This is a genomic window from Brucella sp. 22210 (genome assembly GCF_052045675.1).
Lineage (GTDB): Bacteria > Pseudomonadota > Alphaproteobacteria > Rhizobiales > Rhizobiaceae > Brucella.
In genome coordinates this window covers 1-21,344 of sequence record NZ_JBQEPD010000027.1, presented here as the reverse complement: position 1 = coordinate 21,344, position 21,344 = coordinate 1, and the positions used below count along the sequence as shown (strand labels likewise).

The window sequence follows — 21,344 nt, the reverse complement described above, 5'->3', positions numbered from 1 at the left end:
GCCCGCATCTTTTGCTGATGCTGTGCCACTATGAAGGAGAATGACATGACCGCAGTAGATGCAACGATTTCACGCAGCTATTTGCGCCCCGCAACGGCACGAGAAGAGGCACTCGTCGAGCGCTTCCAGCCGGTCTTTGACCGTATTGCCGAAGGCAGTATTGAGCGTGAGCGCAACCGCACCTTTCCCTTTGAACAGGTGCAGTGGCTGAAGGATGCCGATTTTGCTCTGGTGCGTGTGCCGGTGGAGTTTGGCGGTTTTGGTGCCTCGCTTGAGCTGGTGTTTTACCTGCTTTCCCTGCTGGCAGAGGCCGACGCCAATGTCGCCCATATCTGGCGCAACCATCTGGCCTTTGTTGAGGACCGCCTCAATGCCCGGCCATCCGCCGCCAATGAACGTTGGCTGCAGCGCTTCCGCGACCGCGAATTTGTTGGTGGCGGCTGGACGGAAGCCAATAACGGCACCTATGCCACCATCAAGACCACAGTCACTAAAACCGATGACCACTACCGGGTATCCGGCGCCAAGTTTTATGCCACCGGCAGCCTTTATGCCGACTGGCTGGATGTTATCGGCAAGGACGCCGACGGCACGCTGATCACCACACTCGTCAACCGCCACCAGCCCGGCGTTGAGCTGACCGATGACTGGCCGGGTTTTGGCCAACGCACCACGGCCAGCGGCAGCGCTGTTTATACGGATGTTGTGGCGCATGAGGGCGATGTTTTTCCAGCCAGCGAACGTGTTGTCTATCAGGGGCATTTCTACCAGACGGCGCTGCTGGCGGTTCTGACCGGCATCACCCGGGCCGTGCTGCGTGATGGTATCAAGGCGCTCAAATCCCGTGGCCGCAATTATCCGCAAGGGCTTGATCCGGTGCCGGCACTGGATGCGCAACTGTTGCAGGTGATAGGTGAGGTTTCGGTGCGTGCCTTTACGACCGAAGCGGCACTTCGCCGTGCAGCAGCTTCGCTTGACCTTATTGCTGCCGCCCACGCTGCTGGTGATGTGGAACTGCGCGACAAGCGCGCGACAGCCGGTGAGGTGGCTGTTGCGCAGGCGCAGATCGCCATTGTCGACAACACGCTCTATGCCGCAACCCATGTGTTCAACGCGCTTGGCGCCTCGGCCACATCAGAGGAAACCGCGCTCGATCGCCACTGGCGCAACGCCCGAACGCTGGCCTCGCACAATCCGGTTGCCTACAAGGCCCGCATCCTTGGTGACTATCTGGTCAACGACAAATCGCCGGTGTCGAGCCTCGCGCGGCTTGGTCGCGGCGGGCAGGGCAACTAAGGAGCGACACCATGACCAGACCTTATCTCGCCCTTGCATTGGCCGGTCCACATCTGGTGGAACTGACCGGCAGCCGTGAACTGCTGGCACGCTGGGATGCCTTGCCGGTTGCCTTTACGGTGCTTGGCATCGACCGCATCGATGGTAGCGAGCCGGCAGCCGTGACGCTTGCCAGCAGTGCCGCCGGTGCCACGCTGGCCGGTGCGACCGAAAACGGCCGCTTCCTGATTGCCGCTGCACCACAACGTGACCACCCCTATAATCTGGCACGCCGTGTTGCGTCGCTTGCCCATCTCTCCGGCGGCCGCAGTGGCCTGCTTGTCGGTATTCGTGATGCCTATGCACCGGAAGGGCCAAAGGATGCTCCGGCATGGGGCGGGGCGGGGCTTGGCGGCGGGGCGCAGCTTAATGCCAAGACGGCCTATGACACGGCCGTTGCCGTAAGAGCGCTGGAGCAAAGCTGGCCGCATGACACGATCATCGGTGACCGTGAAAGCGGTATTCTCGTGCAGTCGGACCGTATCGTGCATGTCGATATTGCCAACAGCTTTTCCATTGCCGGACCGCTCAATGCACCGGAACCACAGACCGGTGCCTCGGTCATTGCCTGGTACGGCCACACAAAGGCGGATGCGCCACCGGCGGGAGACAATAACCCGATTGAGCTGGTGTTGGGTGGCGCGGGTGCTGTGCCCGTAGTCTCCTTGGAGGAGACACCACCCACCCAAGGTGTGACCGGTGTCGTGCTGAAGGCAGGCAACGAGCAGTCGGTGCGCGCGTTGCTGGATGCGGCAGAGCGCCTGTTGGCGGATGGTTTTGAACCAACGTCGCTTGGCGGCTCCCTGCGAGATGCCATCAAGCTCGTCCCACCGCAGCCGCTGCCATCCACGGTGCGTGCTGCTTTCCCGGCGCCAAAACCTCAAGTCGCGCTGTAGACGGTATTGGAGACATTTCAGATGACAAACAAACGATCTGGCCACGTCCTGCTCGGCATCAACGTGCTGGTTCTCGGCTATCTTCCAGCCGCTTGGAAAACACCCTTGCTGGAAAAGGATGCCTTTATTGATCCGGCCTATTGGGAAAACATCGGCAAGACGGCCGAACGTGGCACGCTGGATGCGCTGTTTCTGGCCGATGGTCCGCTGCTCGGTGACCCGGCCTATGATGCCAATCCGATACGGCTGGAACCTTCGGTCAATTGGGGGCACGTGGCGGCCGCAACCTCGCATGTTGGTCTGGTCGCAACGGCCTCTTCAACCTTCAACGATCCGTTTGAACTGGCCGAGCGCTTTTTATCCTGGGACCACCAGACCGGTGGACGTGCGGCATGGAATGTCGTGACCACACGTGGTGTGCCGGCGGCGCGCAATTTTGGCATTCCCGACATTCCGGCCCGTGATGACCGCTATGAACGGGCCAGCGAATTTGTGGATGTCGTGCGGGCGCTGTGGGCTTCGGCGGTTGACGGGCGCGACATTAATCATCAGGCCGAGTTTTTTAACATTTCCGGTCGCCTACGTGTGCCGCCATCAAAACAGGGCCAGCCAGTCATCTTTCAGGCCGGTGGCTCACCGCAGGGCCGCACACTGGCAGGCCGAATTGCCGAAGGGGTATTTGCAGCAGAACTGACCAAGGCTCAGGCAATCGAACATTACCGGCTGGTCAAGGGATTTGCCCGCGACAATGGCCGCTCGCCGGATGATGTAAAAATCCTGCCGGGTCTGCTGCTGAGCCTTGGCAGCACGGAAGAGGAGGCACGTCGCCGCAGCGATGAAATCCATGATGCCGGTCCAGCATCCTATTCCATCGGTTGGCTGTCACAGGCCATCGGTTACGATGCATCGAAACTGGAACTGGACGAACCGTTTCCCGATGAGGTTCTGGGTCCTATCAAGGACACCAAGACCTTCCTTGGCAGCATCGGATTTCGCGAATCCATCATCACGCAGATCCGCAGGACCAACCCGACGGTGCGCGAATATCTGCGCCAGACCCGTTACACCGGTTCGGGCCACGCCGGTTTCGTCGGTACGCCGGAGCAGCTAGCAGACCATATCGAGGACTGGTTCCACGCTGGCGCCATCGATGGTTTCAACCTGCAGCCTGACCGGCTGATCGATGGCCTGCCGGTGATTGCCGATGAGCTGGTACCGATCCTGCGAAAGCGCGGTCTCTATCGCCATGAATATGAGACCGAAACGCTGCGCGGCCACCTTAAAGCTGCTTCGCCAACGCCTTTTGTCTGAGTAGTTGTGAGCAATATTGGGCTTGGCGTAGGAGGTTACGGAGTTTGGGAACGGCGGTAAAACCGCCAATTCCAACGAATGTCGGTATCGGTAGTTGCGGCCCCCGCAACCAGAATAGAACCAAAAACCTCGAGCTTCTTTACCACACGGCCGTCAGCTGCGGCGGTGGTGTTCGGCTTTGCAATCGGGGCAGTGCTTGGCATTGCCTTTGCTGCGGCGTTGGCTTCCTCACGCCTTGCCGACAGGCTGGTAATGCCGACCTTCAACGGGCTGAAACAGATATCACTGCTTGCATGGATTCCGCTTATCTCGGTCTGGTTCGGCTTTGGTGAGCAGGCGAAGATCGTTTTCGTGGCGCTTGCCGCCTTCATTCCAATCGTTCTCAACACTTATGACGGCATGCGTGCAGCCCCTGCCGATCTGCTCGAGGTCGGGCACGCGCTGAAATTCAACCGTCGCCAGCGGATTCAGCGTATTTACCTGCCATCCGCAATGCCATCCATCGCAACGGGCGTGCATCTGGGTCTGATCTATTCTTGGCTTGCGACGGTTGGGGCAGAATATTTCCTTGCCGTCGGGCCGGGCATCGGCGGACGCGAACGGTTCGATATGGCGATGGTGATGGTCGGTGTAATTATTCTCGGTCTTGTAGGATTTTCGCTCAATCGTCTGGCCTATACGCTGGAAGCATACCTGCTGCGGTGGCAGCCGAAACGCTCTGCATAACCGGCATCGATAAGGTCAGCGCAGCAGCGGCAGCAATTGATCGCCCTGCCTTTTGATCTCTGAAAGATAGGGCGTATCGGACAAAACGAAGTGGGAAATCCCGAGATCCTGATATTTTTTCAGCGAACGGGCAACCTCTTCGGCAGTGCCGACGAGCCATGTGGTGCCAGCCCCGGCGGCTCCAGCCTTCCCCGGAGCGGTATAGAGATTGTCATCCAGAACATCGCCGCGTTCATGCAGGGCGAACAGTCGTTGCTGACCTACGGCAACCATGCGGCGATGATCGTGCCAGCGGTCTACTGTGACCGTGGTCATAGCCGCGACCTTGGCTTGAGCATCCGCCCAGGCCTGTTCCGCGGTGCCGCGGATTAGCGTCGTGATACGCAACCCGAATTCAAGCGGCGGAAGGTTGCGGTCTAGTTTTGAACTCAGGCTTTTGAGCCGGTCGATCCGCGCTGCGATATCCTCGATCGGCTCGCCCCAGAACAGTTGCACATCGGCTTCGGTTGCTGCGACCTGTTCGGCAGCATGCGATGCGCCGCCAAAATAGAGTTTAGGGTGACGGCGTCCACCACGTTCCACGATGCTGGGGGCGACCGTCGAATTTGTGACATGAAAATGCTCACCGGCCCACGTCACATTTTCTTCTGTCCATAGACGGCGGATGAGATTCATGAATTCCCTGGTGCGGGCGTATCGCTGTGGCTGATCACCTTCGCTGTCGCCATAGGCGGCGAGATCATCCTGGCCCGAGACGATATTGATCCGTATGCGGCCATTGCTGAGATGATCAAGAGTCGCTACGGCGGCGGCAAAATGAGCCGGGCGCCAATAGCCCGGACGTATCGCGATCAGTGGCTCGAATGTGCGGGTACGGGCAGCAAGAGTTGCGGCGACGGTGAATGTGTCCGGCCTTCCCCATCCAGTACCGATCAGCGCACCCTTCCAGCCATGATCTTCAACGGCAGTTGCCTGCGAAAGCAGGGCATCCAGACTGTTGTGATCTGGTTTCGCAATGTCACCTCGATGACCGGGCTTGGTATCATTGGGAATGTACCATAGAAATTCAGATGCCATGCTTATCCCGTGCTCAATCGATTTCTGTTTAAAAATATCCGCGACTATGTCGCCTGCGAATGAACAAAACCCGGATTCTTGCTCTATGCAAAGTTATAAATTCTATAGAAGCAGCTACGCGTAAAACATCTTTGCGGAAATATCTCATTCTTGTTCGAGGAAGGGCGAATGAAAAGCGACGGTTACGTTAGCTTTTGTTCAAGTTCGAACAGGAATGTGGGCGATATGCTTTCCTTTTATTGAGGTTTCACGTGGTTTTCCCTGGAATATTGGATCGAGAAGCTACCTCGCCAACGCCCACTGAATGGCATTCAGAATAAAAGGGTTGTTCCGCTTATCAGGCAGACAAACGTCTTAGAAACCGTCGCGACGGGTGTCCTGCCTCATGATCCAGCACAATACGGATGTCCGCGGCTTCAGGTGAAAACTTGTTCGTTGCCTTGCTCATATCGGCTCCGCTTTCATAGAAGTAGGTTTCTCAAGCAAATCTAGTGCGGTTCACCTGAACTGAGGATCGGAGGCAAAGTTGTGTTGAGAGTTTAAGATGCACCATTAATGGTGATCACAAAAGTTCCGTTTGCACTGAACACAGGTTCCTGACTAAGGAAGGAGTGTTCAAAAATTGGACGGTTAGAGGCTGAAGCGGTGGGAGATAGCGGCAAATGTTAGGTTCTGTGAAAAAAGCGGTCACCATCATCGAGGCCTTTGCGGATGGGCAGCGTGAATGGTCCGTCACCGAACTGAGCCGCGAACTGAATTTGCCACAGCCCTCCCTGCATCACTTCCTTTCCACGTTCCGCAATGTCGGATGGGTCGTGCAGGACCCGGCCAGCAAGCGTTATCGCCTCGGTATCAAATTGTGGGAAATCGGTTGTGCTGCCGTCAATTTTCGGGAGAACGCGGAAAGCGCACGTCCCTTCCTGCATGGGCTTATGGAAGCGTGCGGCGAAACGGTCCATCTGGGCATGATTTCGCAAGAAGACCCAGCAAACGTTGTCTATATCGACCGGGTTGATAGTGCAGAGCCTGTGCGGATCGTGACAGCCCTGGGAAGTCGGGCGCCGTCGCATTCATCAGCGATGGGCAAGGCCATTCTTGCGCATAATGAACGCTTTGAAAATGCGGTCGTGGCAAAGCCTCTCGTAGCAGTTACAAGCCACACGATCACCGATCCGGTCTTACTGAAACAGGATTTCGCCGAAACGCGGCAGCGCGGGTATTCAATCGGCAAGGGCGAGTTTATCGGTGAAATGATCGGTATTGCTGTGCCCGTGCGCGACCGGTTCGGCGAGGTGACGCTCGGTATCGGTCTATGGGCGCCGGCGCAGCAAATGACCACTCAATATATAGATCGGATTGCGCCGATCATGCTGGAAACCGCCCGAAAGGTTTCGCAGCAGCTCGGTTATCTCTCAGCGCACATTTGAGAAAATCGGTCTAATTCCAGATTGAGAATTGAAAATCCATTCGTTGAATGCGGGCGGTTTGCCATTATTCTTTATATGAAACTAGATTTCATATTATGAAATATGATGGAAGATCGAAGTGAGCGTCGAATTAATAGGCTATGTTCCGCATACTAGGGCCACGGAAACTTCCGGCCTGTGGTGGTCGTCGGATTTTGATGTCGATTACATTGAAGAAACGGCTTTGGCCCACGAGGAAGCGGGTTTCGACAGCGTTCTGGTCGGGATGCATTCCTGGTCGCCCGATCCGTGGATGATCGCTTCGCATATTTTGCGCATTACGAGAAAGCTCAAGGTTCTGGTTGCGCATCGGCCTGGTACTGTGCAGCCGACCCTTGCAGCAAGGCAGGCAATCACGCTCGACCGGCTTGCCGGCGGCGGGCGCCTGGGTCTGCATATCATCACCGGCGCGCCGGGTGGCGAATTGCAGCGCGATGGCGACACGCTGGCGGATGATCTGCGCTATGAACGCACGGCTGAATATATCGACGTCCTGCGCAAGGTGTGGACCGCCGATCAGCCATTCGATCATGCAGGCCCATATTATAGCGTCAAGCAGGGTTTCAGCTCGGTACGGCCTTTGGCGCAGCCTGCGATCAGTTTTGCGGGGTCTTCCGCAGGGGCTTTAGCGGCAGGACCGGGCCGCACAGATTATTACATGGTCTGGGGTGAGCCTCTGGCTGCATCCAAGGCAACCTTCGATGAACTGCACGGCCTTGCCAATGAGCGCGGTCGACCCCTGACGATCAGTGTTTCGCTTCGCGCAATCATTGGTGAGAGCGAGGACAAGGCCTGGAAAAAAGCCGAAGACATCTACACTCGCGCAGCCTCAGAGCTTGCGACGGTCGGCACGGCTGAAGGCAATTTAAAGCAAATGGAGCAGAAAGCCGATTCCGTCGGGGCCATCAAACTCGACGCTATAGCGCGTCAGGGCGATGTGCAGGATGAACGTCTTTGGCTTGGCTTCACACGCCTCGTAGGGCGGGGTGGTTCTACCGCCACACTGGTTGGAACGCTCGATCAGGTGACGGATTCATATTTGCAATATTACCAGCTGGGTGCCAGCGCCTTCTATCTGCGCGGGTGGGAGATTGCCGCAGATGCACGGAAATACGGACGGCAGCTGATCCCAGCGCTGCGGAAAAAAATCGCGAAATATGAGCTGCGGAAAAACGCTGTACATCAGGCCGCCGAATAACCACCCCCCAAATTGTTCGAGATCATGTCAAACAGCCATCAACAGACACCGCGCCGTTCCGGTCTTATTCTCGGCCTGAGCGTCACCTCCAACGGTTCTCACACGTCCGGCTGGCGCTATCCCGGTGCGCCTGCAGATTCTTCGCTTGATATCGATTTCTGGCAGGACCTTGCGCGCCGCGCGGAAGCCGCCAAAATCCACTTCATCTTTTTTGCTGACGGTGCCGCAGTGCGGCAAGGCGGGGACGATCCGGAGGCGCTACGCTATATCGGCAAGGTCGACCAGTTCGAGCCTTTGACCCTGATCTCGGCGTTATCGATCGCAACCAGGAATATCGGCTTTATCGCGACCGCCTCGACTACCTATAACGAGCCATACACGGTTGCGCGCAAATATGCCTCTATTGACTATATCAGCAAGGGGCGCGTGGGCTGGAATGTCGTCACCTCCTGGAGTGAGGCTGAAGCCCAGAATTTCAATCTCGATCGCTCTCTTGAACATGGTCTGCGCTATCGCCGCGCCAGCGAGTTTGTCGATGTTGTGTTCAAGCTCTGGAACAGTTGGGAAGACGATGCCTTCTCGCGCAACCAGACTTCAGGGCAATATCTCGATCCGGCTAAGCTGCATATCCCCAATCACAAGGGAGAGTTCTTTTCCGTCAAGGGCCCGCTCAACGTCGCCCGTCCCATTCAGGGCTTTCCGGTTATCGCACAGGCGGGGTCGTCGGAACCAGGCCAGCAACTGGCCGCGCGCACAGCCGATCTCGTCTACACCGCACAGCAGAATTTCGAGAATGCCCGTGTCTTTTATGAAGGTCTGAAAGCGCGTCTTCCAGCTGATGGGCGAGGCCGGAATTCGCTGAAAATCCTGCCGGGTGTCCTGCCCATCATTGGGCGTACGCGGGAAGAGGCAGAGGAGCGCCACCAGAAGCTGCGGTCGCTCATTCATCCAGCCGTTGTTTATGCGATGCTGGAACCGAAATTCGGCGATATGTCTGCCTATCCGCTGGATGGCCCCATTCCGGATCTGCCGGAAACCAATGGGATCAAATCAATCAAAGCACAGCTCGATGCGGCGCGCGCGAAGGGGCTGACGATCCGCGAATTATACGAAACATCGGGTGCAGGCGGCCATCGCCAGATCGTGGGCACTGCGCAAGAAATTGCCGATCTCATCGAGGAATGGTTTGTCGGCGAGGCCTGCGACGGATTCAACATCATGCCACCTTATTTCATCGAGGGTTTGCAGGATATTTTTGATCTTCTGATCCCTGAATTGCAGAGGCGTGGCCTGTTCCATAGCGATTATGAGGGGCACACCTTGCGCGAAAACCTCGGTCTGGAGCGCCCCGCTCATCCCGCCGCACAACTAGCTGCCAATGCTGCCGCTGAATAATCACGAGAGACAGATCATGACATCATTCAATCGCAGTGCTTTTATTCTAACCGGTATTGTCGCGCTCGGCACAAGCCTTGCAGGCACACCGTCCAGAGCCGAGGAAGCGCTCGTCGTGGTCGGGCAGGGCGGCTCCTATCAGGAGGCGCAGCGCAAGGCGTTCTTTGAACCCTTTACCAAGGAAACCGGCATCCGGATTATCGAGCAGTCTCCCTCCGATCCAGCCAAGTTTCAGGCCATGGTTGAGAGCGGAAATGTCGAGTGGGACGTGGTCGATGTCGACCAGGAATTTGTCTATCGCGGCTCAAAGCTCAATCTTTTCGAGAAAATCGATTATGCGACCGCTGGCATCAAGGCTGGTGATTTTGATGCGGGACTGATCAGCGATTATTCGGTGCCGAGCATCGTCTGGTCAACGACGCTCAATTATAATTCCGAGCGTATTGATGCAGAAAAATCAGCCAAGTCTTGGGCCGAATTCTGGGATGTCGAGAAATTCCCCGGCGATCGCACCTTGAACAAGCGCCCAATCAACACACTGGAAATTGCTCTTCTGGCCGACGGCGTAGAGGCGGATAAGCTCTATCCTTTGGATGTGGATCGCGCTTTCAAAAGTCTCGACAAGATCAAGCCGCATGTTCAGGTCTGGTGGGAAACCGCAGGCAAAGCGGAGCAATTGCTAGTCGATGGCGAAGTTGCCTATTCGGCAGCTGGCAATGCCCGCGTGCAGAAGGCAAAACGTGACGGTGCGCCTGTGGATGTGAACTGGGGACAGGCCCTTCAAACATCTCAGTCGTGGGTTATCCCGCGTGGTTCGCAGCACAAGGACGCTGCGGTGAAATTCATCGCTTTCGTATCCCAGCCAGAACGGCAGGCAGACCTTGCAAAGCTCATTGATTATGGTCCGAGTAACAAGCGCGCATTCGAATTTATCGATGATGATGCGCAATTGCCGACTTCGCCGCGGTTGCAGGAACAGGCTGTGAAAACCGATCCAAAATGGTGGTCCGAGAATTACGAAAAAGTCAGTGAACGTTTAAATCAATGGCTGCTTAAGTAAATCTCTGAAGGGAGGGCCTCGCCCTCCCGTCCTCTTCCTATAAAATATGGACGACAGTCGTGCCTCCCTTAAACGACGACAATATCATTCAGATCAGACGGCTGAATAAAAATTACGGTTCAACGCCTATTCTGCGCGATGTCGATCTTGACGTTCGGCAAGGTGAATTCCTAACCCTGCTTGGGCCAAGCGGGTCGGGCAAAACCACGCTTCTCAATATCATTGCCGGTATCCTCCAAAGCGATTCCGGTTCTATCCTGCTGCGTGGTCGTGATATTTCGCATCTGCCGCCCGAAAAGCGCGACATTGCGGTCGTTTTCCAGAACTACGCGTTGTTCCCGCATATGACGGTTGCGCAGAATGTTGCTTTTCCGCTTAAAATGCGGGGCATCGGCCGCGATGAGTGCCGCAAACGCGTGGAAGATGCACTTTCTATTGTCAAGCTTGAGACATTTGCTGGCCGTTATCCCTCGGAGCTGTCTGGCGGGCAACAACAGCGTGTGGCTCTGGCGCGTGCTCAGGTCTTTGGTCCAGCCATCATGTTGATGGACGAGCCGTTAAGTGCACTTGATAAACGGTTGCGTGAGCATATGAAGACCGAACTCAAGCTCATTCAGCAAAGGCTGGGCCTGACGGTCATCTATGTCACTCATGATCAGGGTGAAGCGCTGGCTTTGTCCGATCGTATTGCCGTGATGGAAGAGGGGCGTATCGCGCAATTATCCTCACCGCAGGAGATTTACGAGCGCCCGGCTAACCGTTTTGTGGCCGAATTCATTGGCGAAGCCAATCTGATGCCGATGGAACTGTTCAAGCCGGGACAAGCGGGAACCATGCTTGTTCGTCCTGAATATATCCATGCCGGCGATCCGGTCTCGCGCTCGGATTACAGGCTGGATGCGCAGGTGCAGACTGTCATCTATGAGGGCACGCATTACATCGTATCCCTACAGGCACAGGAACGGCCAATCACCGTCCGGCTCGAAAAGGGTAAACTACCCGTTTCTTTGGAACCGGGCCAATGGCTGCAACTCGGATGGAATGCCAATAACGCGCATGAGTTAGCGCAATGAGCAATTTTTCAGCCGCCTATCCGTCGAAAATAGCCGGAGAAAATGGCCATACCCTGCTTGCGCGCTTTCAGATGCGCAAAGCAGCCTTTTCAGCCTATCTTCTCTGTGCTCCCGCTCTCGTCGTACTGCTGTTCATCTATCTTGGCCCGATTGTGCAGACGCTGATGCGCAGTTTTGCGACCCAAGGCGCATGGTATGAAAACTATGCCCGGCTGTTCTCGACCGATATTTACTGGCAGTCCTTTGTCATAACGTTTCGCATATCGGCCATCGTCACGCTGGTCTGTCTTGTGCTTGGCTATCCGGTCGCCATATGGCTCACACGGTTGACCGTGAGGCGGCGCGCGATTGCCTTCGCTTTCATCCTGATACCCTTCTGGACCAGTGCGCTCGTCAGAACCTATGCCTGGACTGTCATCCTGCAAAAGCGCGGTCTCATCAATGCCACGCTTAAAACTCTCGGCCTGATCGATACCCCGCTAACGTTGTCCTATACGACGCTTGGAACGATTATCGGCAATGTGCACATCCTGCTGCCTGCCATGATACTGACGCTATATGCAGTTCTTTCTAGGATAGATGTTTCGCTGATCAATGCTGCGCGTTCGCTAGGTGCACGGCCCGTTTCGGCGTTCCTGCGCGTTTATCTGCCCTTGTCGCTTCCGGCGATCATCGCGGGAAGCACACTGACTTTTGTGGCCTCTCTTGGCTCCTATATCATCCCTGCTCTACTTGGGGGACGCGAAGACCTTTTCGTAGCCCAACTGATTGACCAGCAGGTCAGCAAATTGCTCAATGTCCGCTTTGCTTCGGCCATAGCCATGGTTCTGCTGGTGTTGTGCCTCATATTATGCGTGGCTTATGCCCGTTTTATGGAGCGGGGCGAACGGCGGAGCGGAACAAATGGCACTCTTGTTGTCAAATCTTCGGGATGGGGTCTTCCATCCTATGCGGCACTGGTGCTCCTGTTTCTGGTTCTGCCTACCTTTGTGCTAATCCCGCTTTCGTTCAGTTCGGCGCGTTATCTGACATTTCCACCGCCCGGTTATTCCTTGCAATGGTATCAGTCTTATCTTGGCAATCCTGCATGGATGGAGGCTACATTTCGCAGTCTGCGCATTGCGCTGGCCGCAGCCATCGGCGCGGCCATTTTGGGAACCCTTGCCGCACTCGGCATGAGCCGTATGAGCAAGCTGTCACGATATATCTTTACAGGATTGATGCTTTCGCCGCTGCTGATCCCCAATATCATCTTCGCGCTTGGGCTTTACCAGCTTTATTCAGCTTTGGGCCTGATCGGTACGGAGACGGGACTGGCGATGGCGCATACGGTTTTGGGCCTGCCCTATGTCATTATCACGGTCAGTGCGGCTTTGTCGGCCCGCGACCATCATCTGGCGGTGGCAGCACGCAGTCTGGGTGCCGGCCCGGCAGATGTCTTTCGCTTCATCCAGTTTCCACTGCTTCGCAATGCCATTCTTGCCGGCGGGTTTCTCGCCTTTATAGCGTCCTTTGACGAAGTGCTGATTGCGATCTTCATTTCTGGTGCGCGCACGTCAACATTGCCGAAAATGATGTGGGATGGCGTGACGACTGAAGTCAATCCGACCATATCGGCGGTATCGGTCATAGTGATCTCGATTTCGTTGCTGGCAATGCTGCTTATGAATTTGCTGCAACCGCGAAAAGAGAGGTCATCCAAATAGGTTTGACGCCATTTCCCCTATTCATGCGAACAAGGTTTTACTTAACCTGGAAACTAAGGTTCTCATTTCTTTAAATGCTAATGGCGCAGGACAATATTGGAATGACTTCAGGAAGGAATCCAAAATGACGGCTTTAAAACTTGTCGGTTTGGCAGGCAGCTTCAACCGGCCCTCAAAGACATTGTCCCTCGTGCAGCATATCGCAGAACGTGCGAGCGCCGAGTACGGCTTTGAAGCCACGAGCTATGATTTGCACGATGTTGGGCCATCACTTGGCCGGGCTCTGTGGCGCAACGACCTTGACGAACAAGCCGAAGGCATCATCAATCAGATTGTTGCAGCCGATGTTCTCGTCGTCGGTTCTCCTACCTTCAAGGGATCCTATCCCGGACTTTTCAAACATCTTATCGATCTCATCGATCCGCAGGACTTACGCGGCAAGCCGGTTGTCATCGCAGCGACCGGTGGCGGCGACAAGCATGCTTTGATCGTCGAGCACCAGTTGCGGCCATTGTTCGGGTTTTTCTCCGCGCATACGTTGCCGAGCGCTATTTATGCATCCGAGCGTGAATTTACGGATTATCGCGTGTCTTCCGAGCCGCTTTTCCGCAGGATCGAGGATGCAGTTTCGGAACTTGGCGCTTTTTTCCCGAAGGTAAAGGCTTCGCTTGTCGCTGCCGAGTGACGCCCGTTTGCTTCGCGGCGGCGTGATTGAAATGGAAACAGATATCGGGGTATGGAATGCCACTCCTGCCCGCGGGGCTTCGTATTGTGATGATCAACTGCATTGCAGTCCAGCCATCACCCGTCTTAGGTATGAGCCAATCGGCCTTGCAACGCCCCAATGGAACGCCGCACCGATCTTTGAAATTGATGTCGAGCGATTGTCATTGGCGAACTGGTTCGTGGGGAGCAAATCAGAATAAGCAGTTCAACGTTGTCAATGCGGTGAGGCGGGTGGCAGACCTAGCGATTCTTGACTGGCAATCAAAGGGTGGGTTCTAGCTTGAAGTGCGACTTGCACAGCAACACTGACCTGACGCAGGTCAACCAGGCGCAGTTGACTGCCCTCGCCCATGATCTTAACGCAACCCCGCGCAAGTGTCTTGGATTCAAGACACCCGCTGAGGTGTTCGCCTCCCTTTTGCAGGAAGCAGCATAATCAGATATGCCTCCTCAACGGCATGATGCACTTGGGATAGCTTTTCCAGCATTTCTTGTGATGAATTATTTAGATGGCTCCATTATCAAGTTGCCTGATTGGCAGCACTTGCTTAATAAGAAGGCCGGTGGGCGGATTAAGCTATTCTGAAAATTGAGATTGCCAAATATCGTATTAAGTCGTGTAGGGCGGCTTTTTGCTATGTTGGTTGGATTTCAGGTTCCTGAAAAACGCAGGAATTTCAGTATAGGCGGGATGTCCTCTGATTTTTGAGGGGGCGGCATCTTGCATACAGAACAGTCAAAAAATAGAATTACACTTTCTTTTACAGAAAGAAATGATGCATTTCGCAAGGTTGACTCGTCACAGATCCGTGATGTTAACCATAGTATTTTTTTATTATTTTTCGCTTTATTATTTATAATTACTGTAAGTACATTTGCTTCTGCGGCTTCGATCGCCAGCTTGAGCGCCGACCGATCAACCTATACTTTTCCCGGCACGGTCATAACATTCACGATGTCATTTCATACAGACAATCGTGCCTGGAATGGAGCGGAGTTTTCGGACCAGGGAGGGCATAGTTTTAGCCAGGTCTTGTGTCCAGCAGGTAACAACGCAACCAACCAGCAGATAACATGCACATTTCAGTATGCCGTCAAGGCCAGTGACTTATCCAATGACCTGGAGTTCATTCCAGAAGTTACAATCTCGGGTCTTGATACGGCAACGTATAGTGGCGTGTTACGAGTAGCTTACAAAGCGCCAGATGCAGCAAACATATCCGTCACTTCATCACCTAATCCTTCGACACTCAATCAGGCTGTAACCATTATCGCCACCGTCACGAGCAATACCGGTTATACTCCAACCGGATTGGTTGAGATATCGAACGATGATTATTCCATTATTGAGACTGTTACTCTGGTCAATGGCTCCGCTACACTGACCACGACGCATCTTGTGGCCCCGACCGACAATATTTACGCGGTTTATTACGGTGACACCTACAATGGCGGTGGAGAAGCCTCGATCACGCACACAGTCAATGCCGGCCTGCTGCTGACAGCCACTCCAGCGAGCACCATGACTGTCGGCGAGGCCTACTCGCAAGCGAACACTGCGACTGGTGGCACGGCGCCTTACAATTTCGCAATTTCAGGCGGTGCGTTGCCAAACGGACTTTCCATCAATTCTGCTACAGGTTTGGTGTCAGGCACACCGACCCTCGCAGGTCCGTTCAGCTATACCGTGCAGGTCACCGACCGCACTGCGCCAACGCCTTCTACCGCCAGCTATACGACGACGGGGACCATCGCCCGAGCCAATCAAATCATCTCATTTGACCAGCCCGCTAATACGTCTATTGCAACGAACTCAATCCTGCTGTCAGCCAGTTCCTCGTCTGGTTTGCCAGTTACTTTTTATTCCAGCACGACAGGGATATGCACAGTCTCCGGCAGTATAGTAACATTGGTTGCGGCAGGAACTTGCTCGATCAGTGCCGATCAACCCGGTGATGTCAACTATCTGGCCGCATCAACGGTGACACGTGACTTTACAGTCAGTCCAACGCTACCTGGCGCTCCGACCATAAGTAGTATAACGGTGCCCGTTGGTGGGGATAGCGCCCAGTCTGGATCGGCAACGATCAGTTTCGCGCCACCTGCATTCAATGGTGGTTCCCCAATCACGCAATATACTGTTATCTCGAATCCCGGCGGTCTGATGGCGACCGGAACGTCCAGCCCTTTGACGGTCTCGGATCTAATATTCGGGACGGCCTATACATTCACTGTAACAGCGCGCAATGCTGCCGGATCAGGAACCGCATCAGCCTCATCGGTCAGTGTGACCCCCATCAAAACACAGACAATCAGATTTGATAATCCTGGTTCCAGAACCTTCGGCACGACGACGACGTTGGTTGCAACAGCAACCTCTAACCTCGCAGTTTCTTTTGAGTCTTTGACAACTAATATCTGCCAAATAGTCACGACAACGAGCGTCACGGCCAAGGCTCCTGGCACCTGTACTGTTCGGGCAAGTCAGGCCGGAAGTGCGGCCTACCAGGCTGCGACCGACGTGACGCAGAGTTTTGCGATCACTGTGCCTGGCGGTGTGGTGTCCATGGCCACAACGAGCCTGCCGGCACCAACGCGAGGTATAGCCTATAGTCAGACGCTCCTTGCTTCAAATGGCGCCCCCCCTTATTCATTCACGGTTTCAACTGGCACATTGCCAAACGGTTTGACCTTATCGCCGTCGGGCAACCTTTCTGGCATTGTCACCTCAACAGGTTCTTCAACTTTTTCAATCCAGGTGACGGATCAGGCCGGACAAACCGCAACACAATCTTATTCGTTTACGATCATCGCCCCTGCATTCGCCTTCTCACCAACGTCTCTCCCCAAAGGAACCGGCGGCGTGATCTATCCTGCAACCACCGTGGCGGCTTCAGGGGGAATCGCGCAATATTCCTACGCCGTTACCGCTGGCGCTTTGCCCAACGGTCTCACCTTGTCTCCAGCTGGCGTGATATCGGGCACACCAAGCGCCGCAGGTACTTTCCCTTTTACAATCACGGCCACGGACACTTATGGGGTAACCGGCGCACAGGCCTATTTCATGACTATTGGCGCGCCCGCTCTTTCCATTACTCCTGCCACGTTGCCAAGCGGAATGGGGAGTGAAACTTACAACCAAACCTTCACCGTATCCGGTGGTACTGCACCCTACTCCTTCGCAATTGCTTCGGGCGAACTACCACCAGGCATCGCATTGGCTCCTGATGGCCAACTATCAGGCCGCCCGACGCAAGCGGGCAATTTCACTTTCGACCTAAAGATCACCGATGACCTCGGCTTTACCGAAATTGTCAGATTTTCAATTTCGGTTTCCGCTCCAACCATAGCAGTATCCCCATCCAATCTTCCCGCCGTTGTTGGTGGAACCGCCTATAAACAAGTATTCAGTGCATCCGGTGGCACGGGTCCCTACAGTTTTGCTGTAAGCGACGGGAAACTTCCTTCAGGGTTGTCTCTCAAAGCGGATGGAAGTCTCTCCGGCGTCCCGGACGAGGCTGGTGCCTTTGCAATTGTCTTAACGGCAACCGATAAAGACGGTTTCAAAGGAACGGCAAATTACACGCTTTCGGTCAACGCGCCTGTACCGGTGGTCCAAAATCAAGTCATGGAACTGACGGCCGGAACCACCGGGCGCGTGAGCCTCACCAAAGGCGCAAGTGGCGGGCCGTTTACAGGGGCGGCTCTTATCCAGCAGCCAGGCGTTGATGAAGGCTCCGCGTACATAGATCAGGAAGCTGGGGATTACGTCCTGGTATTTGCCGCAGCACCCACCTTGAGTCAGGCCGTGACCATTCGATATAGCTTGTCCAATAATTGGGGTACGTCGGCACCGGCGGAAGTTCGCTTCAGTATTACCTCTTTATCTGATCCGGCGCTCGATACAGAAGTGACAGGGCTTGTTAATGCGCAAATTTCTTCCGCTCAACGCTTTGCAGCGGCTCAGATAACAAATTATCGCGGACGTCTCGAACAATTGCATGATGAAGGAGATCGTCGCGCCAACTCCTTTGGTATGGGGATTGGTAAATCTCGGGACAATGAAGAACTCGCATATCTGCCTCAAAAGGAGGCCGATCCTGTGGCAAGGGCGCTTGAACGAATGGCAAAGACTGAGCGACAGCAGGATCTGCAACTCGCTCCGCGATCAGGTGAAGATTCATCGAAGCTTGCATTCTGGAGCGGGGGATTTGTCAATTTCGGTTCCCGCGACGACAATGGGACAGATCTCGATCATACCCTTGTGGGAATGACAGTTGGCGCAGACTATAAATTTTCTTCGAGTTTCATTGCCGGCATTGGCATGGGCTACGGTCGCGACGTCACGGACGTCGGCAACAATGGAACTCGAAACAAAGGTCAGGCCTTCAGCGCTGCGCTATACGGCAGCTACAAACCAATGAACCGTGTCTTCGTAGACGCTCTCGTGGGCTACAGTTTTCTCGATTTCGATAGTAATCGTTTTGTAACGGATACAAGTGATTTCGCGAATGGCCAGCGCAACGGTAATCAGGTTTTCGGCTCGTTATCCCTGAGCTATGAACACAGAGCCGATAGCCTGCTTCTTTCTCCTTATGGAAGCATCGATGCCTCATGGTCAAAACTTGACGGGTTCAGTGAATCTGGCGCTGATTTGTATAATTTGCGGTTCGACGATCAAAATACAAAGACTGTTTCCGCTATTCTTGGCCTACGTGCAGAATATGCTATAGCGATGGACTGGGCCATGTTGCGACCCAAGGGACGAGTTGAATATACGCATGACTTCACCGGCTCGAGCCGAGCAAGCATGGGTTATGCTGACCTATCAAACGGCTTTCCCTATACTTTCAATTCTGATCCGACAGAACGCGATTATTTGTAAGCGCTGTCCTGACCCCACCTTCCGGATCATCGCTTGATCATTGATGTTCAACCTCGAAAGAGGGCTAGGACATATGTCGATTTCAGAACTTACGCTTAAATCCAAGGATGAGCCGATACGCCGGTTTGAGGTGTTCACAGGCAATGGCCGTCGTCGCGAATGGAGCGACGATCAGAAGGCGCAGATCATTGCGGAGAGTTGCGAGCCTGGCGTCACGGTGTGCTCTGTGGCGCGGCGGCATGGATTGACGCCGCAGCAGTTGTTCACATGGCGACGGCTCGCCCGAAAGCCGCTTGATGTGTTGTCGGTGCCGGAGCAAGCACCAATGTTTGCACCAGCAGTCGTCGTGTCGCCCGAGAATTCGGAACCGAAGAGGGCGCGGCAAGCACGTTTGCCAAGAAGAACTTCTCCGGAGGCGGCCATTGAATTGCGGATTGATGGAGCCTGGCTGCGTATTGCCTCTGGCACCGATGCTGCAACCATTGCCGCCGTCATCCAGGCGTTGAAGGCTCAGTCGTGATTGGCCCGTCCGGTGCGGTAAAAGTGATGATCGCCACCAAGCCTGTCGACTTCCGCAAAGGTGCTGAAGGATTGGCGGCATTGGTAAAGGCCCAGATGGGTGCCGACCCGTTCTCGGGCACGATCTACGTATTCCGGGCCAAACGAACGGACCGGATCAAGCTGATCTTCTGGGACGGCAGCGGCGTGTGCCTGGTCGCCAAGCGGATCGAGGATGGCGAGTTCCATTGGCCTCGAATGCAAGACGGTGTGATGCATCTGACGGCCGCCCAGTTCTCGGCTCTGTTCGAAGGATTGGACTGGAAACGCGTGCATGCGCCGAGCGAAACGCGCACGCCGATAAAGGCCGGATAACGGGCGCGACCAATTGAATCAGAGCCATTCAGCGTCTCGCTCCGAGCGGCAAAATATGCTGTTCTCGATCCATGACGATGACGGCAGACGAGCTTCCGGATGACCTGAACGCGCTGAAAGCAATGGTGCTTTCGCGTGAGGCGGAGAATGCCCGCCTGCGGCAGATCATCAAGGAATTACAGCGTCACCGCTTTGGTCGACGGGCAGAGACGCTTCCAGAGGACCAGCTTCTGCTTGGGCTTGAAGAGGCCGAACAGATCGAGGCTGCCGGGCTGGAAGAGAAGGAACAAGGCTCGACTGCTCTGCGCCAGGCGCAGGTCGCTAAACGGCGTACGAACCGGGGTTCACTGCCAGCGCATCTGCCGCGCGTCGAGATCGTGGTCGATATCGATAACCATGCCTGCCCCTGCTGCCGCAACGACCTGCATCGGATCGGCGAGGATGTCAGCGAGAAGCTCGATCTTGTGCCCGCCCAATTCCGGGTGCTCGTGCTGCGCCGCCCGAAGTATGCCTGCCGGGCCTGTGAAGAAGTCGTTGTCCAGGCTCCGGCCCCGGCAAGGCTGATCGAGGGCGGCATCCCGACAGAGGCAACCGTCGCCCAGGTGCTGGTATCTAAATATGCTGACCACCTGCCGCTGTATCGCCAGGCGCAAATCTACAAGCGTCAGGGCATCGACCTCGACCGTTCGACGCTCGCCGACTGGGTCGGTCGCGCCGCCTGGCATCTACGCCCGGTCCATCAGCGGCTGCTCGATCATCTGAAGTCATCGTCCAAGCTCTTCGCCGACGAGACGACGGCCCCGGTGCTCGATCCGGGACGTGGCAAAACCAAGACCGGCCAGCTTTGGGCTTATGCACGAGATGACCGGCCGTGGCAGGGCGATGACCCGCCCGGTGTCACCTATGTCTATGCGCCAGATCGCAAAGGCGAACGACCGATGGCCCATCTCGACGGCTTCGTCGGCATCCTGCAGGTAGACGGCTACAGTGGATATCGCCCGCTCGCGGCAAAGAACACCGTGTCGCTGGCCTTCTGCTGGTCCCACGTTCGACGCCGCTTCTATGAGCTTGCTGCCGCTGGTCCGGCACCCATCGCCAGCGAGGCGCTGCGACGCATCGGCGAACTTTACAGGATCGAAGAAGAGATACGTGGCCGGCCCCACGAGGAGCGTCGTGTCGCCCGTCAGGAAAAAAGTCGTCCGATTACCGACAGCCTCGCTCCCTGGCTGCGTGAACAACTCGGCTACATCAGCCAGAAGACAAAACTCGCCGAAGCAATCCGCTATGCCTTGTCACGCTGGGACGGCTTGACCCGCTTCATCGACGATGGCCGGATCGAGATCGATTCCAACGTCGTCGAACGGTCAATCAGGCCAATTGCCCTCAATCGCAAAAATGCGCTATTTGCCGGTTCTGACGCCGGGGCCGAACACTGGGCGACTATCGCCTCGCTCATCGAGACGGCAAAGCTCAACAATGTCGAGCCACTGGCCTATCTCTCAGACGTCCTCACCAAGATCGTCAACAATCATCCAAATAGCCAGATCGACGACCTGCTGCCTTGGGCCTATGCCGCAACGCACGATCTCAAAGCCGTGGCCTGAAAACAGCGCTTAC

At 55.4% G+C, this 21,344-nt stretch carries 17 protein-coding genes and 1 pseudogene; 17 read left to right on the top strand and 1 reads right to left on the bottom strand.

Going from position 1 to position 21,344, the window contains the following annotated elements; translation table 11 throughout:
- The first annotated feature begins 45 nt into the window (after window positions 1-45).
- From ACTJKP_RS21875 to ACTJKP_RS21860, 4 genes are all read left to right on the top strand, one after another.
- Window positions 46-1,296: an acyl-CoA dehydrogenase family protein gene (locus tag ACTJKP_RS21875; protein WP_440632152.1), complete on the top strand. Its 1,251-nt coding sequence runs from the start codon at window positions 46-48 to the stop codon at window positions 1,294-1,296.
- An 11-nt stretch (window positions 1,297-1,307) separates the two neighbouring features.
- Window positions 1,308-2,231 carry a hypothetical protein gene (locus ACTJKP_RS21870; RefSeq protein WP_440632151.1) on the top strand — a complete coding sequence of 308 codons (924 nt, stop codon included), beginning with the start codon at window positions 1,308-1,310 and terminating at the stop codon, window positions 2,229-2,231.
- Between the two features lie 21 nt (window positions 2,232-2,252).
- Window positions 2,253-3,542 (top strand): NtaA/DmoA family FMN-dependent monooxygenase, encoded by a 1,290-nt coding sequence (locus tag ACTJKP_RS21865; protein WP_440632150.1) that lies wholly within the window; start codon window positions 2,253-2,255, stop codon window positions 3,540-3,542.
- Window positions 3,543-3,620: 78 nt separating this feature from the next.
- The gene (locus ACTJKP_RS21860; RefSeq protein WP_280992169.1) at window positions 3,621-4,268 is read left to right on the top strand and encodes an ABC transporter permease; all 648 of its coding nucleotides are present in this window, start codon (window positions 3,621-3,623) and stop codon (window positions 4,266-4,268) included.
- Window positions 4,269-4,283: 15 nt separating this feature from the next.
- On the opposite strand, the gene ACTJKP_RS21855 is transcribed toward ACTJKP_RS21860, so the two are convergent.
- Window positions 4,284-5,351, bottom strand: coding sequence for an LLM class flavin-dependent oxidoreductase (locus ACTJKP_RS21855; RefSeq protein ID WP_440632167.1), 1,068 nt, complete (start codon window positions 5,349-5,351; stop codon window positions 4,284-4,286).
- A gap of 656 nt (window positions 5,352-6,007) precedes the next feature.
- Here ACTJKP_RS21855 and ACTJKP_RS21850 point away from each other — a divergent pair.
- The 13 genes and pseudogenes from ACTJKP_RS21850 (at window position 6,008) to tnpC (ending at window position 21,331) form a co-directional block, all read left to right on the top strand.
- On the top strand, window positions 6,008-6,772 hold the full coding sequence (locus ACTJKP_RS21850; protein WP_280992168.1) for an IclR family transcriptional regulator: 765 nt from the start codon (window positions 6,008-6,010) through the stop codon (window positions 6,770-6,772).
- 118 nt (window positions 6,773-6,890) lie between these two features.
- The gene (locus ACTJKP_RS21845) at window positions 6,891-8,009 is read left to right on the top strand and encodes an LLM class flavin-dependent oxidoreductase (protein ID WP_440632149.1); all 1,119 of its coding nucleotides are present in this window, start codon (window positions 6,891-6,893) and stop codon (window positions 8,007-8,009) included.
- Window positions 8,010-8,033: 24 nt separating this feature from the next.
- A complete protein-coding gene (locus tag ACTJKP_RS21840; protein ID WP_404573378.1) occupies window positions 8,034-9,404 on the top strand; it encodes an LLM class flavin-dependent oxidoreductase in 1,371 nt (456 codons plus the stop codon).
- A gap of 16 nt (window positions 9,405-9,420) precedes the next feature.
- Window positions 9,421-10,464: an ABC transporter substrate-binding protein gene (locus ACTJKP_RS21835; protein ID WP_440632148.1), complete on the top strand. Its 1,044-nt coding sequence runs from the start codon at window positions 9,421-9,423 to the stop codon at window positions 10,462-10,464.
- A gap of 59 nt (window positions 10,465-10,523) precedes the next feature.
- Window positions 10,524-11,537 (top strand): ABC transporter ATP-binding protein, encoded by a 1,014-nt coding sequence (locus ACTJKP_RS21830; protein WP_280992164.1) that lies wholly within the window; start codon window positions 10,524-10,526, stop codon window positions 11,535-11,537.
- Window positions 11,534-13,243 (top strand): ABC transporter permease subunit, encoded by a 1,710-nt coding sequence (locus ACTJKP_RS21825; RefSeq protein ID WP_440632147.1) that lies wholly within the window; start codon window positions 11,534-11,536, stop codon window positions 13,241-13,243. Before ACTJKP_RS21830 ends, ACTJKP_RS21825 begins: the two co-directional genes overlap by 4 nt.
- A 124-nt stretch (window positions 13,244-13,367) precedes the next feature.
- Complete coding sequence (gene msuE / locus ACTJKP_RS21820) at window positions 13,368-13,928, top strand: FMN reductase (protein ID WP_404573374.1); 561 nt, start codon at window positions 13,368-13,370, stop codon at window positions 13,926-13,928.
- A 31-nt stretch (window positions 13,929-13,959) separates the two neighbouring features.
- Window positions 13,960-14,169 carry a hypothetical protein gene (locus ACTJKP_RS21815; RefSeq protein WP_404573373.1) on the top strand — a complete coding sequence of 70 codons (210 nt, stop codon included), beginning with the start codon at window positions 13,960-13,962 and terminating at the stop codon, window positions 14,167-14,169.
- Window positions 14,170-14,267: 98 nt separating this feature from the next.
- Window positions 14,268-14,405: pseudogene (locus ACTJKP_RS21810) on the top strand (IS30 family transposase); the annotation flags it as partial.
- Between the two features lie 285 nt (window positions 14,406-14,690).
- A complete protein-coding gene (locus ACTJKP_RS21805; protein WP_440632146.1) occupies window positions 14,691-18,854 on the top strand; it encodes a putative Ig domain-containing protein in 4,164 nt (1,387 codons plus the stop codon).
- 73 nt (window positions 18,855-18,927) lie between these two features.
- Window positions 18,928-19,374 (top strand): IS66-like element accessory protein TnpA, encoded by a 447-nt coding sequence (tnpA, locus tag ACTJKP_RS21800; RefSeq protein ID WP_181375986.1) that lies wholly within the window; start codon window positions 18,928-18,930, stop codon window positions 19,372-19,374.
- Window positions 19,371-19,727 carry an IS66 family insertion sequence element accessory protein TnpB gene (gene tnpB / locus ACTJKP_RS21795; RefSeq protein WP_109366349.1) on the top strand — a complete coding sequence of 119 codons (357 nt, stop codon included), beginning with the start codon at window positions 19,371-19,373 and terminating at the stop codon, window positions 19,725-19,727. The genes tnpA and tnpB overlap by 4 nt, the downstream gene beginning before the upstream one ends.
- A gap of 71 nt (window positions 19,728-19,798) precedes the next feature.
- The gene (gene tnpC, locus ACTJKP_RS21790) at window positions 19,799-21,331 is read left to right on the top strand and encodes an IS66 family transposase (RefSeq protein WP_121539677.1); all 1,533 of its coding nucleotides are present in this window, start codon (window positions 19,799-19,801) and stop codon (window positions 21,329-21,331) included.
- Window positions 21,332-21,344 lie beyond the last annotated feature (13 nt).